The sequence below is a fragment of the Oryzomonas japonica genome, assembly GCF_008802365.1.
Lineage (GTDB): Bacteria > Desulfobacterota > Desulfuromonadia > Geobacterales > Pseudopelobacteraceae > Oryzomonas > Oryzomonas japonica.
Map to the genome: position 1 here is coordinate 289,860 of NZ_VZQZ01000001.1, position 13,900 is coordinate 303,759.

The following is a 13,900-nucleotide window of genomic DNA, read 5'->3' on the forward strand; positions in this document are numbered from 1 at the left end:
TGCAGGAGGTTTGCCATGAAAATCGTGGCCATGGCGGCGATAGCCCTCTGTTGCACGGCTGCCGGGGGTAGTGCCGCGACATACCGCTGGATCGACGACCAGGGAGTGGTCAATTTCACCGACAGCCTGGAGGCGGTGCCGGCCAAGTATCGTCACAAGGTTCTCAAGGGGCCGGATATCACCACCCGCGACCCGCGGATCAAGGAAGAGATACAACAGCAGGAGGAGCGGGCTCGCCAGGAGGATGCATCCCGGCCGCCGGTGACCACGACGCCTGACTATGTGCCGCCCCCGATGGAGGTCGCGCCGCCCAAGGTTGAGAGCGACGAGCTCCCCCCCGGACGGACGCGGAGCCAGAAAATCCTGGACAACATAGAGCGGCGCAAGGGCGAAGAGGAAAAGGCCCAACAGCCCGGGAGCCAGCAATCCCAGTGATGGGAGTGGCTGTAGAGTTTAATTTGATGGAGATGCCATGGCGGTTGAGATTCGTGAATCCGACATAACGGTGGAGTTCTACCGTGGGTCCGGTCCGGGCGGCCAGCACCGGAACGTGACCGACTCGGCGGTGCGCATCCGCCACCTGCCGACCGGCATTGTGGCTCAGGCCTCGGAGAGCCGTTCCCAGCTCCAGAACCGGGAAGTTGCCATGGAACGTCTGCGGGTTGCCCTGGAAAAACGTGAACGCAAGGTGAAGAAGCGTATCGCTACCCGTGTGCCCAGGAAGGCCCGGGAAGAACGCCTGAGCGCGAAGAAAATCGTGTCCCAGCGCAAGCGGCTGCGTACGACGCTCGATTGAGAAACGGGGATCAATGTTTTCCGCATCCGGCCATACCATCCAATGGCTCAAACCCGACATCGGCGAGGAAGAGTGGGAGTTCCTCAACCACCCCGACAAGCAGGGGTTCTACCGGCGCCATGACATCGAATGGGAACGGCTGGTTGTGGCCTTCGACCGGGGACGACTGGAACCGTACCCCCGTTCCGACCGGATCGGGGGGATCGTGGTGAGCGGTGCCTATCACACCTATGACGACTATGCCACATACCTGGCCAAGGCCAAGCGGGGCTACCGGAAGAGTTATAGCGCCATGGAGGATTCCCTGCAACGCGCCGGCACCCTGACCCTGAAGGCCCCCATCGTCATCTGCTGCCGGGATGAGGCCCTGCTGTTTTCCGGCTACCGGCGGCTCTGCCTAGCCTGGAATTACGGCATGGTGCCCTATGTGTGGCTGGTGACCCTGCCATAGCCTCCGGGCGGCAAGTTTTTTGTCAATAATCATGGAACAGGTTGTACTAGGTTGCCGGCTGGAGTTTGCGGCCTGGGAACAGGGAAGGGCGATGGCTGACCAGACGATACTGCAACGGATATTCAATGATGCGGGATTTTCCGATTTCCGCTGGATCGATCCTTCCGAGATCGTTGTTGCACAATGGGTGCGGATGAAATGCCGGTTCGGCTGCAACGAGTATGGCAGGAACGCCTCCTGTCCCCCCAACACCCCTGCCGTGGACGAGTGCCGGAAGTTCTTCCATGAATTCCGGCTGGGTGTGCTCTTCCATATCCCCATGCGCCTTGAGGACCCGGAACAGCGTCATGACTGGTCACGGGAGGTCAACCGCGCGCTGCTGGAGGTGGAACGGCAGGCGTTCATCAGTGGCTATCACAAGGCCTTCCTCCTCTTCATGGACAGTTGCACACTCTGCCGGGAGTGCGCCGGCAGCCGGGACCACTGCCGCAATCGCAAGCTGGCACGCCCGTCACCCGAGGGGATGGGCGTGGATGTCTTTGCCACCGTGGCCAAGTTCGGCTACCCGCTTGCGGTGTTGCCCGATTACGAACAGGAGATGAACCGTTACGCATTTCTGATGATAGAGTAGTTTCCGCCCGGAAGGGGTCTTTCCCCGACCGCAGCCCAAGGAGGCAGTCGTCATGAGTAAACTCTTCACCCCGCTCGCCCTGCGTTCCGTTACCTTCCGCAATCGTATCTTTGTCTCTCCCATGTGCCAGTATTCCAGCCGGGACGGCCTGCCCACCGACTGGCATATGGTCCATCTGGGCAGCCGGGCCGTGGGGGGCGCCGGTCTGGTGATGGTCGAAGCCACCGCCGTGAGTCCCGAAGGACGCATCAGCCCCGACGACAGCGGCATCTGGAACGATGATCATGTCGCGGCATTCAAGCCGATCGTCCGCTTCATCCGCGAGAACGGGGCCGTGCCGGGCATCCAGTTGGCCCATGCCGGGCGCAAGGCCTCCTGCGACCTCCCCTGGCGCGGCAGTGGACCGGTGGGGCCGGATGCCCGGGGGTGGCAGCCGCTGGCTCCCAGCCCGGAGCCTTTTGCCCCCGGCCACCCCGTGCCCCATGAACTTGCCCTTGCCGACCTGGATACGGTCGAAAACCAATTCCGCGCCGCGGCGCGTCGCTCCTTGACGGCCGGTTTCCAGGTGGCGGAGATTCACATGGCCCATGGCTACCTGCTGCACGAATTCCTCTCCCCCCTGTCGAACCTGCGGGAGGACGACTATGGCGGCAGCCTCGAAAACAGGATGCGCTTCCCGCTGCGGGTGGCCCGGGCCGTGCGCGAGGAATGGCCCCTGGATTTGCCGCTGTTCGTGCGGCTTTCCTGCGTTGATTGGGCCGAGGGGGGCTGGGGCCTTGACCAGTCCATATGCCTCTGCCGCCTGCTCAAGGATCTGGGGGTTGATCTGATCGATTGCTCGTCCGGGTTTGTTGCCTCGGGCGAGCGGGTGCCCTTTGCCCCCGGTTTCCAGGTCCCCTTTGCCGCCGCAATCCGCGCCGAGGCGGCACTCCCCACCGGTGCGGTCGGCCTCATTACCGACCCGGTCCAGGCGGAACAGATCCTGGTTACCGGCCAGGCCGATGCCGTATTCCTGGCCCGGGAGATGCTGCGCGATCCCTACTGGCCCCTGCATGCCGCCCGCGAACTGGGGGTGGAGGCTGTCTGGCCTGATCAATACCTGCGGGCCGGGAAACAGGGATGAAAAAACTGCCACCTGGGCTGGCGGGCCTGTTTACCTCGGCACTATTCGATCCCATCATCTATGGAATGCCCGAACTGCCGATCCCCCCGCTTCCTCACCGCTTGTCGGGACGGAAGGAGCGGCCGCGGTAATGATTCTTCTCCTTGAGAAAGGTGCGGTACTCCAGATCGCGAAACTGGCGGATGCTCTCGATCCTGTACTTGCGGATGATCGGCGGCAGGCTGTCGTGGTGCGCAATTATCCAGGGACCTTTGTAGCTGGCCGCCCGGTACCAGGCGTTGCCCCAGTAGAGGTAATAGGTGTCATAGGCAAAGATAATATCATAGGGGGTCTCCACACCTGCATAGAAGCCGAGGCGTGGCGGCGTGATGAAGAGCGGCGGGTTCGGGATCACCACGTTGGGCGAACCAACGGCAACGGCTGGCTGGGGGGGCGGGACGCTGCCGGTGACGTCCCCCGTGGCCGCAGCCGGTGCGGTGGACGCCATGAGCAGAATGGCAGCGATTGATACCACGAAGCTCGTGCGCATGGAGGTCTCCTTTGCGACGGTTTTTATTCGAATTATAGCAAGTGTGGTGCCAGCCGGCCATTGCGAATTGCACTCTGGGTGTTATCGGCCCTGCGGCGGCTTGCTTGGGACGGTGCAGGAGTATACTGAGGGGGCAGGCGGGAGGGTGTTTTACCGGGGAGCTCCGGCCGGGCGCGTGGCGCTGATGTCGGTAATATAGACCGTCAGATCGCCATTGGGACGCCTGATAACAACCTCGTCGTCGAGCTTTTTCTGCAGCAGGGCTTGGCCGACCGGCGAATCGATGCTGATTCGCCCCAGGCTAACGTCGAATTCATCCGGGCCGACCAGTTGATAGCAGCGCTCGTTGCCATCCTCGTCTTCGTAGGTTACCCAGCAGCCGAAGGAAACCATCTGGGGGTTGGCCGGGGGGGTGGCCGGCTTGAGCAACTTAAGTCGGCTGCTCAGGTGTTTCAACTTGCGGTCGATCTCCCGCAACCGTTTTTTGCCGTAGATATATTCAGCATTCTCGGAGCGATCCCCTTCCGCCGCCGCGTCGGACACTCCCTGGACGATCTTGGGGCGTTCCACCCGCCAGAGGTAGTGGAATTCATCTTCCAGTTTCTTCAGTCCTTCCGGGGAAATCAGGTTTGTCATGGGCCATCCGTGTCGTTTTTTTATAACCAACAAAAATAAAGCCCCGGATTTCTCCGGGGCTTTATTAATCACGCTATAGGATATAAGTGATTAAACCCTGGTAACGTTGGCGGCCTGCAGACCTTTCGGACCACGGGTTATTTCGAACGTAACCCTGTCGCCTTCAGCGAGGGATTTGAAGCCGTCGCCAACAATCGCGGAAAAATGAACGAAAACATCCTCGCCACCTTCCTGCTCAAGAAAACCAAACCCCTTGCTGTCGTTAAACCATTTCACTGTTCCGTTTACCATGTCGTTACCTTCTCCTGATACTGCTCGTTTAATGTGTCCGGGACGAACCCTAGACGTTATGCCAACGTAACAGTATTTTATCCACAATGTCAAACTTATTAATTATCCGAAGCAAAATAATTTATTCCATCTAAGAGACCACGGCATGGGACTTGCCGAGGTAATATTCGTAATTCCCCTCGTAGACGCGCATTTCGCCGTGGTCGATCTCAAATACCCGGTCCACCAGCAGACGCAGGAAATGGCGGTCGTGGCTGACCAGCACGACGGTTCCGCCGAACCCCTGCAAGGCGCCCAGCAGGATCTCCCGTGATCTGATATCCAGGTGATTGGTCGGCTCGTCCAGCACCAGAAAATTGACCGGCCGCGCCAGGAGGGTCGCCAGCACCACCCGGCTTTTCTCGCCGCCGGACAGGTTATCGATGCGTTTGTCCACCGTGTCACCCTGGAAGAGAAAGGCGCCCAGCAGGTTGCGGATCACGCCGATATTGGCCAGGGGCATGGCTGCCTGGACCGTTTCGAAGACGGTCTTCTTCGGGTCGAGGATATCCATGGCGTGCTGGCTGAAATAGCCCAATTCCACATTGGCACCCAGGCTGACGTGGCCTGCGGTCTGTCCGGTCTGGCCGGCAAGGACCTTGAGGAAGGTGGACTTTCCGGCGCCGTTGACCCCCACCACGGCAATCTTGTTCTGGCGGCGGATGATGCCGGATACCCCGCTGAAAACCGGGTGTTCCCGGCCGTCGGGCAACTGCCAGCTCTTGGCCAGCCCCTCCATGGCCACCACGTCGTCCCCGCTCCGGGGCGGTTCGCTGAACTCGAAGCGCACCACCCGCTCCTCGGGCGGGATCTCGATGCGCTCGATCTTGTCGATCTTCTTGACCCGCGACTGCACCTGGGCCGCATGGGAGGCGCGGGCGGCAAAACGGGCGATGAACTCCTCTTCCTTGGCCAGCATCTCCTGCTGGCGGCGGTGGCTGGCCAGAAGCTGCTCCCGGCGGATGTCGCGCTCCCGTTCGTAGAAATCGTAATTGCCGCCATAGGTGGTAACGGCCTTGTTGGCCACCTCGATGATGCGGGTGACGATGCGGTTCATGAAGTCCCGGTCGTGGCTGGTCATCAGCAGCGCACCGTCGAAGTCGTTGGCCAGCCACTCCTCAAGCCAGATGATCGACTCCACGTCCAGATGGTTGGTCGGTTCGTCCAGGAGCAGCACGTCAGGTTTGAGGGTCAGTATCTTGGCCAGGTTGATACGCATCTTCCAGCCGCCGCTGAAGGACTCCACCGGGTGGTCGAAGCGGTCCGGCCCGATGCCGAGGCCGGTCAGCACGGTCTGGGCACGGGTGTCCAGGTCGTAGCCGCCCCGGTGCTCGAACTCCTCCTGGGCCACGCCGTAGCGCTCCAGCAGGGCGGCCATGTCGTCGTCGGACTGGGGTACGCACATGGCCGCCTCCATCTCCTTCAACTCGGCCGCAAGGCGCATGGTTTCCGCCGAACCGGCCATGACCTCCGCGAGGGCCGATCGTCCCGCCATCTCCCCCGCATCCTGGGAAAAATAGCCGATGGTGGTCCGTTTGGCGCAGGTGATCTCGCCGCCATCCACCTCCTCTTCGCCGGTGATGATGCGGAAGATGGTGGTCTTGCCGGCCCCGTTCGGCCCCACCAGACCGTTGCGCGTGCCGGGCAGTATCTGGAAACTGGCGTCGCGGAACAGGACCTGCGAACCGTGCTGCTTGGTGATATTTGAAAGGTGGATCATTGCTTTGCTGGTGCTCCTCGTGCTGGGATGGACTGCACCAGATAGCACGAGCGGCGTCGCCCCGCAACCAATTTTTATGATGATGGCGGCGTGCACTTGACCGGCGGGGGAAGTGTGCTCTAATTAAATCAAGTGTCCCGAGCGGGGCCGGAACAAAATCGCCGTGTAAAGGAGCAGCCGCCATGAAGGGGAATGACAAGATCATCGAGCATCTCAACTTGCGCCTGGCAGAGGAGTTAACCGCCGTCAACCAGTATATGGTCCACTCGGAGATGTGTGACAACTGGGGCTACGAACGGTTGCACCATGCCATTGAAAAGCGGGCCATCGACGAGATGAAGCACGCCGAAAAGCTCATAGCCCGCATCCTTTTCCTGGAAGGGCGCCCCATTGTCAGTGATCTCAACAAGATCCATATCGGCGCCGAGGTGCCCAAGATGCATGAAAACGACTGGAGCGCCGAGGAGGTCGCGATCAAGGGGTACAATAAAAGTATCAAGCTGGCGGTGGAGGTGGGGGACAACGGGACGCGGGAATTGCTGGAGGCCATCCTCAGGGAGGAAGAGGCGCATATCGACTGGCTGGAGGCCCAGCTCGACCAGATCAAGCAGATGAGCCCCCAGAACTACCTGGTGGAGCAGATGCACTAGTGTCCCGTGCGGTTACTTCGGCGAACGGCGCTAAATTGATCCCTCGCGGCAGATGCGGACAATGCGCTGGTAGTCTTCGGGGGTGTCCATGTCCAACACGACCCCTTGATCCTCGGTATCCAGATGGCGGAGCCGCCCCGGGTCGCGGCGGACCAGGTCGCGCAGGGTGCCGGTGTCGTCGAGTTCGTCGAGAATCCCGCGGGGGAAGCAGGTAGGGTGGCCGCGCCTCCCCCCGTGGGAGGGGATGATGATGGTCCTCGGGTCGCGGTGGTGCGCTGCCAGCAACCCGGCGACGGTTGCGGGCAAGACCAGGGGGTGGTCGCAGGGGGCGATGAGGACCCCGCTGACGGTGGGCGGCAGTGCCGCGCGGCCGGTCCTGACCGAGCATGCCATATCGCCATGTGGGGCCGTGGTCCGCACGATGCGGACCGGGTGGCGGCGGGCCTCCTCGGCCACGTCGTCCCCCTGGGGGCCCACCACCACGATGATCTCTTCGGCTCCTCCTGCCAACAGGCTCTCCAGGCAGCGGGCAATGACCGTCGTACCGCCCAGGGGGAGCAGTTGCTTGCAGGTCCCCATGCGCCGGGAGAGGCCGGCCGCCAGGATGATGGCCCCGACCCGGCCCGTCACGGTTTTTTCCTGAGTTGGATCAACTGCCCCACGATGCTGACCGCGATCTCCTCCGGGGTTTGGGCGCCGATGTCCAGGCCGACCGGGGTGATGACCCGCCTGCGCTGTTCCTCGCCAAACCCCTCCCGCTCCAGAAGCGCCAGCAGGGTCTCCCGCTTGCGGCGGCTCCCCAGCAGGCCGATAAACCCGGTGTCGGTGGCCAGGCACCCCCGCACGGCGTCGAAGTCGTTCAGGTGCCCCGGCGTCGCGATCACGGCAAAGCTCTCCCGGTCGAGGGTCAATTGCCGGAAGGCATCCCGCACCGGGGCGCAGACGATGTCGTCGGCCCCAGGGAGCAGGGCCCGGGTGCTGCAGTCGGGACGCTCGTCCACCACGACCACGCGGAAGCCGCAGGTATGGGCGAGCCGTGTGACCGCCCTGCCCACATGGCCGGCCCCGAACATGACCAGGAGCGGCCTGTGCCCCTGGGGGTCGATAAAGACCGTCATGCTGCCGCCGCAGGCAAAGCCCTGCTCCTCGGTCAGCACAAAGGGGAGGGTACGCTGTTCGCCGTCGCCGAGGGCGGCCTGGGCCGCCTGCACGGTCTCCAACTCCACCCTGCCGCCTCCCACGCTCCCCAGCACGGTCCCGTCATTCCGCACCAGCATCTTGGCGCCGGACTTGCGGGGGGACGAGCCGCTGTGGGCGATGACGGTGGCCAGGGCAAACGGTTCGCCCTGCCGGGCGAGCCGCGCCATCTCCTCGTAGAGTTCCAGATCGGTCATGCCGTACCCCGGGCTGCCGTGACCTTTTCCGGCGTCAGGGGGAGCGAACGCACCCGGGCGCCCGTGGCGGCGAACAGGGCGTTGGCCACGGCCGGCGCGATGGGGGGAACGCCCGGCTCGCCCACGCCGCCGGGCGGCTCGTCGCTGGGGATGATATGCACCTCCACCCGAGGCGCGGCCTGCATGCGCACGAGCGGGTAGGTGTCGAAATTTCCCTGCTCCACCCGGCCGTTCTTGAGGGTGATGGCCCCGTAGAGCGCCGCCGAGAGCCCAAAGACGATGCCCGACTCCATCTGGGCCGCAATGGTGTCCGGGTTGACGATCCGGCCGCAGTCGATGGCACAGACGACGCGATGGACCTGGACCTGACCCGAGGCGTCCAGGGAGACCTCGGCCACCTGGGCGACGAAGCTGCCGAAGGATTCGTGCAGGGCGATGCCCCGGCCGGTGCCGGCCGGCAGTTTTGCACCCCAGTTCGCCTTTTCGGCCGCCATCTGCAGCACGGCCAAGTGGCGGGGGTGGTTCGCCAGCAGGGAACGGCGGTACTGGTAGGGGTCTAAGCCTGCGCTGTGGGCCAACTCGTCCAGGAAACTCTCCACCACGAAGGCGTTGTGGGAATGCCCAACCGAGCGCCACCAGAGCACCGGCACCCCGTTCGTCGTGGTGTGCAGGTCCACCAGCAGGTTGGGGATGGTATAGGATATCTCTGAGGCCCCCTCGACCGAGGTGTGGTCGATCCCACCCTTCACCATGGCCGACTCGAAGAGGGTGCCGGCGATGATGGACTGCCCCACGATGGTGTGACGCCAGGCCAGGGGGTATCCCTTGTCGTCCAGGCAGGCGGCGATACGGTCATACCACATGGGGCGGTAGTAGCCGGCCCGCGTGTCGTCCTCGCGGGAGCGGATCACCTTGACCGGTTTCCCGACCGCCTTGGCCACCTGCACCGCCTCGATGACGAAGTCAGACCCGGTGCAGGCCCTCCGGCCGAACCCCCCACCCAGGAAGGTAGTCTCCAGGGTGACCTGCTCCGGTTTGAGCCCGGCCTCCCGAGCGGCGGCGTTGCGGTCCACGGTCTGGAACTGGGAGCCGGTACGGATCAGGCAGCTGTCCTTCTTCAGATCCACGAAGCAGTTGAGCGGTTCCATGGTGGCATGGGCCAGGTAGGGTACCTCGTACTCGGCCTGCAGGGGATGGGCCGCCTTGGCCAGTTCGGTCGGGGCGTCGCCGTCATGGCGTGCCGCCAACCCCGGCATGGCGGAGAGCCGGCTATACTCCTCGCGCATGGCGGGTGTGGATATTTGTGCCCATTGCCCCTCGTCCCAGGTAATCTCCAGCAGTTCACGCCCCTTCTGGGCCGGCCAGAAACCGTCGGCCACCACCGCCACCCCGGCGGGCACGGCCACTACCTGTTTCACCCCCGGCACTGCCAGGGCCTTCTGCGGATCGAAACTTTTCACCGTGCCGCCGAAGACCGGAGGCCGGGCGATGACGGCGGTGAGCATGCCGGAGGTGTGCACGTCGATGCCGAAGGTCGCCGTGCCGTTGATCTTGGCCGGGCTGTCCAGGCGGTGGATCGCTTTGCCGAGCAGCCGCCGTTGTTTTAGACCCTTCAGTTTCGGTTCCTGGGGCACCGGCAGTTTGGCGGCCCGGGCCGCCAGGCTGCCGTAGCCGGAGCGCTTGCCGCCGGGGCCGATGACCACGCCGTTTTCGGCTCGGCAGGTCGCAGGCTCCACCTTCCAACCCTTGGCTGCCGCCGCCACCAGCATCTCGCGGGCCGCCGCGCCGGCCCTGGAGAGCCGATCCCATTCGGAGCGCACGCTGCTGCTGCCCCCGGTCACCATGAACGGGCCGTACTGGGCATGGTTGTATTCCGGCGCCACCGGTGCCGCCTCGACCCGCACCTTGTTCCAGTCGCACGCAAGCTCCTCGGCGATCAGCATGGGGAGGGAGGTGTAGACCCCCTGCCCCATCTCTGACTTGTTGACGATGACGGTCACGCTGCCGTCGGTGCCGATGCGCAGGAAGGCGTTGGGGGCAAAGGTCGTCGTCGCGGCAGTGGCGGCAGCGGCGCGGCCGCCCAGGGGGATATGGCAGGCCAGCACCAATCCGCCCCCCACCAGCAGGCCGGTCTTGATGAAGTCCCGTCGGCTCACCTTGATGATCTCGCTCATGACCGTTTACCTCCCTTCCCGCCCGTGGCGGCGGTATGGATCGCCCGGCGGATGCGGCCATAGGTGCCGCAGCGGCAGAGGTTGCCGCTCATGGCGCCGTCGATGTCCGCATCCGTGGGGTGGGGCTTCTGCTTCATGAGCGCCACGGCACTCATGATCTGCCCCGGCTGGCAGTAGCCGCACTGGGAGACCTCGTCGGCCAGCCAGGCCTTTTTCACGGGGTGGTTTTCGGCGATCCCCTCGATGGTGGTGACCTTTTTGCCCTGCACCTCGGACAGCGGCGTGATGCAGGAGCGCTCCGCCCGGCCGTCGATGTGGACCGTGCAGGCGCCGCACAGACCCTCGCCGCAGCCGAACTTGGTGCCGGTGAGGTGCAGGTGGTCCCGCAGCACCCAGAGGAGCGGGGTGTCGGGGCTGAGGTCCACGGACTGTTTCTTGCCGTTGAGGGAGAAGGTTATCACGGTTTCCTCCTTTATTCTGGATCTGCCATGGGGTGAGAAAGCGGAGAGGTCGTTTTCATGTCGTGCAGAAAAATTGTAGCCGGAAACCGCGTCATGGCAAGGGGGGGATGCATTAAAATGGTATAAAGTTGGGTGTGGTATCTGGTTGCAATATCTACCTAAATTCAAAAGAGGGTTAGCCGTTTTTTGATGCTGCTGGATAGACATGGCCCATATATGTGCCATTATTTGATAAAGAGGTTTCACCTCTTACACCAGAAGAGAAGGGGCTAATAATACGATGAAGATAGAACAGGTACCGGTTACCGGGAGAGAGGACAAAAACAGCCTGACACCGCCCCTGCGAGCCCTGGCGGAATTCTATGAGGCCCTCAACGGCAGGGATATGGAAAAGATGGCGCGGAATTGGGCTCAGAGCGATGAGGCGGTCATGGACAACCCGCTGGGTGGGATCAAGCGCGGCTGGGAGGAGATTCGAGGGGTATATGAACGGCTCTTCAACAGCCGCTCCGAGTTCCGGTTCGAATTCTACGACTACACCTTCCACACAGCGGGGGAGATCTTCTATGTCGCAGGGAGGGAGCGGGGGGAGTTCAGGGTGGGGGAAACGGTCCTCAACCTGGCCATCCGAACGAGCAGGATCTTCAGGCTCATGGATGGCTGCTGGCGGCAGGTGCACCACCACGGCTCCATCGATGATCCTGACCTGTTGGCGAGCTATCAGAAAGCGGTGCTGGGGAGGCGGTGATTGAGCGGGCCTAGGCCCGCTCCAGCCCGGCGAAACGGAGCAGCAGCTTCTTGGGGCCGGCCGAGTTGAACCAGACGATGGCCTTCTGGGATTCGCCGCTCCCCTCGATCTTCCTGATGGTGCCCAGGCCGAATTTGGCGTGACGCACCTTCATGCCCACAAAGACCTCGCCATATTCCTCCGGCGGCTCCGGGACGACCTCAACCTCGTTGTCGTTGGTATGGCTGAATTGGGCGGCAGCGGCCAGGTTGTGGCTTGGGGCAAATTCCTGGCGGATCGCTGACGTTTGCCCGAACGGCCGCTCCGTCCGGTAACCGCTCACCCCCCCGGTTCCCTCCTCATCCAGCAACTCCCCCGGTATGTCCTTGAGAAAACGGGAGGGCGGGTTGGACTGGTCCTGGCCGAACAGGTAACGCCGGCGGGCGTTCAGCAGGTAGAGCCGTTCCCGGGCGCGGGTCATGCCGACGTAGCAGAGGCGTCGCTCCTCCTCCATGCCGTCCATATCGTCCAGGGCGCGCACATGGGGGAAGAGTCGCTCCTCCATGCCGATCATGAAGACCGCCTTGAACTCCAGCCCCTTGGCGGCGTGCAGGGTCATGAGCGTCACCGAGGGTTTGCCCTGCTCCCCCTGCTCCAGGTCCGATACCAGGGATACCTGCTCCAGAAATTCGGACAGGCCGGTCTCCGGGTTCTTTTCGCAGAACTCCTCCATGGCCGCCAGCAACTGCTCCAGGTTCTCCAGCCGTTCCGCATCCTCCTCGTCCCGGCTCTCCTTGAGCCGGGTCAGGTAGCCGCTCTCCTCCATCACCATGCGGGCCAATTCCGGCAGCCCCAGGGATGCGCCGGTCTCCCGGAAACGCTCCATCATGGCGGCAAAGGCCGCGACCTTGCCCCGCGGCCCGGCCCCCAAGAGTCCGCTCTCGGCGGCATCCTGCAGGGCGGCGTACATGCTGATTCCCCCCCGGCTGGCCTGGAGGGAGATCTTGTCGATGGTGGCGGTGCCGATGCCCCGGGCCGGCACGTTGATGACCCGTTTCAGGGAAATCTCGTCGGCCGGGTTGTCCAGCACGCGCAGGTAGGCCAGGATGTCCTTGACCTCCATACGGGCGTAGAACCTGACGCCCCCCACGATGTGGTAGGGGAGCGCCTCGGATACGAGAGCCTCTTCAACCTGGCGCGATTGGGCGTTGGTGCGGTAGAAAACCGCCATCTCCTCCAGGGGGACGCCGTCCGCCCGCAAGCGGGAGATCTCGCGGCAGACGGTGCGCGCCTCCTCCCGGTCCGACTCCACCCGCAGGTAACGGATGTTCTCGCCGGCAGGGTTCTCGGTCCAGAGGGTCTTGCCCTTGCGGCCGAAGTTGTGTCTGACCACCTCGCCGGCGGCCTTGAGGATAGTGGCGGTGGAGCGGTAGTTCTGTTCCAGCCGGACTACGCGCACACCGGGGAAATCCTTTTCGAACTCCAGGATGTTGCGGATGTCGGCCCCGCGCCAGGAGTAGATGGACTGGTCGTCGTCCCCCACCACGCACAGGTTGCGCCGTTCCCCCGCCAGAAGCTTGATCAGGTTGTACTGCACCGGGTTGGTGTCCTGGTATTCGTCCACCAGGATCCACTGGAAACGTTCCTGGTAGGAGTGGCGAACCTCGGGGAAGTCGGCCAGCAGGCGGACGGTCTGGATCAGCATGTCCCCGAAGTCCAGGGCGTTGCACTTCTTCAAACGTTCCTGGTAGGCGGCATAGATCCGCACCAGCCGTTCGTTGAAGATGTCGCCGGTGGCCACGGCGTCCAGGTCCTCGGGGAAGAGGCCGCGGTTCTTGAAGTCGTCGATCTTGGCGCCGATGGTCTTGGGGGGAAAGCGTTTGTCGTCCAGGTCCAGTTCGGCCAGCACATCCTTCAGGAGCCGTTCGGAGTCCTTGTCGTCGTAGATGGCAAAGGACGACTCAAAGCCCAGATGGTGGATCTCCCTGCGGAGGATGCGGCCGCAGGCGGCGTGGAAGGTGGATATCTGGGGTACTTCACCGCCGTCGAGCAGTTTCCTGACCCGTTCGGCCATCTCGTTGGCGGCCTTGTTGGTGAAGGTCACGGCCAGGATGTTGCGGGGGTGTACGCCCCGCTCCCGGATCAGGTGGGCGATGCGGTGGGTAATGACGCGGGTCTTGCCCGATCCGGCGCCGGCCAGGATCAAGAGCGGCCCCTCGCCGTGCAGCACGGCCTCTTTCTGGGGCGGGTTGAGGTTGGTAAGGAGATTCATGGTTCT

16 protein-coding genes are annotated in these 13,900 nt (G+C 63.3%); 7 read left to right on the forward strand and 9 right to left on the reverse strand.

Annotated features, from left to right (window positions below; translation table 11 throughout):
• Positions 1 to 15: 15 nt before the first annotated feature.
• The 5 genes from F6V25_RS01295 (at position 16) to F6V25_RS01315 (ending at position 3,001) form a co-directional block, all read left to right on the forward strand.
• Positions 16 to 435: a DUF4124 domain-containing protein gene (locus F6V25_RS01295; RefSeq protein ID WP_191966040.1), complete on the forward strand. Its 420-nt coding sequence runs from the start codon at positions 16 to 18 to the stop codon at positions 433 to 435.
• A 37-nt stretch (positions 436 to 472) separates the two neighbouring features.
• Entirely contained in the window at positions 473 to 796 is a 324-nt protein-coding gene (locus tag F6V25_RS01300) for a peptide chain release factor family protein (RefSeq protein ID WP_151126499.1), read from the forward strand.
• Between the two features lie 13 nt (positions 797 to 809).
• The gene (locus F6V25_RS01305) at positions 810 to 1,247 is read left to right on the forward strand and encodes a hypothetical protein (protein ID WP_151126501.1); all 438 of its coding nucleotides are present in this window, start codon (positions 810 to 812) and stop codon (positions 1,245 to 1,247) included.
• A gap of 91 nt (positions 1,248 to 1,338) precedes the next feature.
• Positions 1,339 to 1,878, forward strand: coding sequence for a DUF2284 domain-containing protein (locus F6V25_RS01310; protein WP_151126504.1), 540 nt, complete (start codon positions 1,339 to 1,341; stop codon positions 1,876 to 1,878).
• Positions 1,879 to 1,930: 52 nt separating this feature from the next.
• Positions 1,931 to 3,001 (forward strand): NADH:flavin oxidoreductase/NADH oxidase, encoded by a 1,071-nt coding sequence (locus F6V25_RS01315; protein WP_151126506.1) that lies wholly within the window; start codon positions 1,931 to 1,933, stop codon positions 2,999 to 3,001.
• Between the two features lie 94 nt (positions 3,002 to 3,095).
• On the opposite strand, the gene F6V25_RS01320 is transcribed toward F6V25_RS01315, so the two are convergent.
• The 4 genes from F6V25_RS01320 to F6V25_RS01335 form a co-directional block, all read right to left on the reverse strand.
• Complete coding sequence (locus tag F6V25_RS01320) at positions 3,096 to 3,530, reverse strand: hypothetical protein (RefSeq protein WP_151126509.1); 435 nt, start codon at positions 3,528 to 3,530, stop codon at positions 3,096 to 3,098.
• Between the two features lie 150 nt (positions 3,531 to 3,680).
• Positions 3,681 to 4,166 carry a transcription elongation factor GreB gene (gene greB / locus F6V25_RS01325; protein WP_151126511.1) on the reverse strand — a complete coding sequence of 162 codons (486 nt, stop codon included), beginning with the start codon at positions 4,164 to 4,166 and terminating at the stop codon, positions 3,681 to 3,683.
• Positions 4,167 to 4,256: 90 nt separating this feature from the next.
• On the reverse strand, positions 4,257 to 4,457 hold the full coding sequence (locus F6V25_RS01330) for a cold-shock protein (protein ID WP_149307493.1): 201 nt from the start codon (positions 4,455 to 4,457) through the stop codon (positions 4,257 to 4,259).
• A 130-nt stretch (positions 4,458 to 4,587) separates the two neighbouring features.
• Complete coding sequence (locus F6V25_RS01335; RefSeq protein WP_151126514.1) at positions 4,588 to 6,216, reverse strand: ABC-F family ATP-binding cassette domain-containing protein; 1,629 nt, start codon at positions 6,214 to 6,216, stop codon at positions 4,588 to 4,590.
• Between the two features lie 182 nt (positions 6,217 to 6,398).
• Between F6V25_RS01335 and bfr the strand changes: the two genes are divergently transcribed.
• Positions 6,399 to 6,866, forward strand: coding sequence for a bacterioferritin (gene bfr, locus F6V25_RS01340; protein WP_151126517.1), 468 nt, complete (start codon positions 6,399 to 6,401; stop codon positions 6,864 to 6,866).
• A gap of 30 nt (positions 6,867 to 6,896) precedes the next feature.
• On the opposite strand, the gene F6V25_RS01345 is transcribed toward bfr, so the two are convergent.
• The 4 genes from F6V25_RS01345 to F6V25_RS01360 are packed head-to-tail and all read right to left on the reverse strand — an operon-like array spanning position 6,897 to position 10,895.
• Positions 6,897 to 7,496 (reverse strand): nucleotidyltransferase family protein, encoded by a 600-nt coding sequence (locus tag F6V25_RS01345; RefSeq protein ID WP_151126520.1) that lies wholly within the window; start codon positions 7,494 to 7,496, stop codon positions 6,897 to 6,899.
• Positions 7,493 to 8,260, reverse strand: a complete 768-nt coding sequence (locus F6V25_RS01350) for an XdhC family protein (protein WP_151126523.1) — start codon at positions 8,258 to 8,260, stop codon at positions 7,493 to 7,495. Before F6V25_RS01350 ends, F6V25_RS01345 begins: the two co-directional genes overlap by 4 nt.
• Positions 8,257 to 10,434: a xanthine dehydrogenase family protein molybdopterin-binding subunit gene (locus F6V25_RS01355; RefSeq protein ID WP_151126526.1), complete on the reverse strand. Its 2,178-nt coding sequence runs from the start codon at positions 10,432 to 10,434 to the stop codon at positions 8,257 to 8,259. The genes F6V25_RS01350 and F6V25_RS01355 overlap by 4 nt, the downstream gene beginning before the upstream one ends.
• Entirely contained in the window at positions 10,431 to 10,895 is a 465-nt protein-coding gene (locus F6V25_RS01360; protein WP_151126529.1) for a (2Fe-2S)-binding protein, read from the reverse strand. Before F6V25_RS01360 ends, F6V25_RS01355 begins: the two co-directional genes overlap by 4 nt.
• Before the next feature lie 280 nt (positions 10,896 to 11,175).
• Between F6V25_RS01360 and F6V25_RS01365 the strand changes: the two genes are divergently transcribed.
• Positions 11,176 to 11,643: a YybH family protein gene (locus tag F6V25_RS01365; protein WP_151126532.1), complete on the forward strand. Its 468-nt coding sequence runs from the start codon at positions 11,176 to 11,178 to the stop codon at positions 11,641 to 11,643.
• 10 nt (positions 11,644 to 11,653) lie between these two features.
• Here F6V25_RS01365 and F6V25_RS01370 read toward each other — a convergent pair whose 3' ends face one another.
• Entirely contained in the window at positions 11,654 to 13,894 is a 2,241-nt protein-coding gene (locus F6V25_RS01370) for an ATP-dependent helicase (RefSeq protein ID WP_151126535.1), read from the reverse strand.
• Between the last annotated feature and the right edge of the window lie 6 nt (positions 13,895 to 13,900).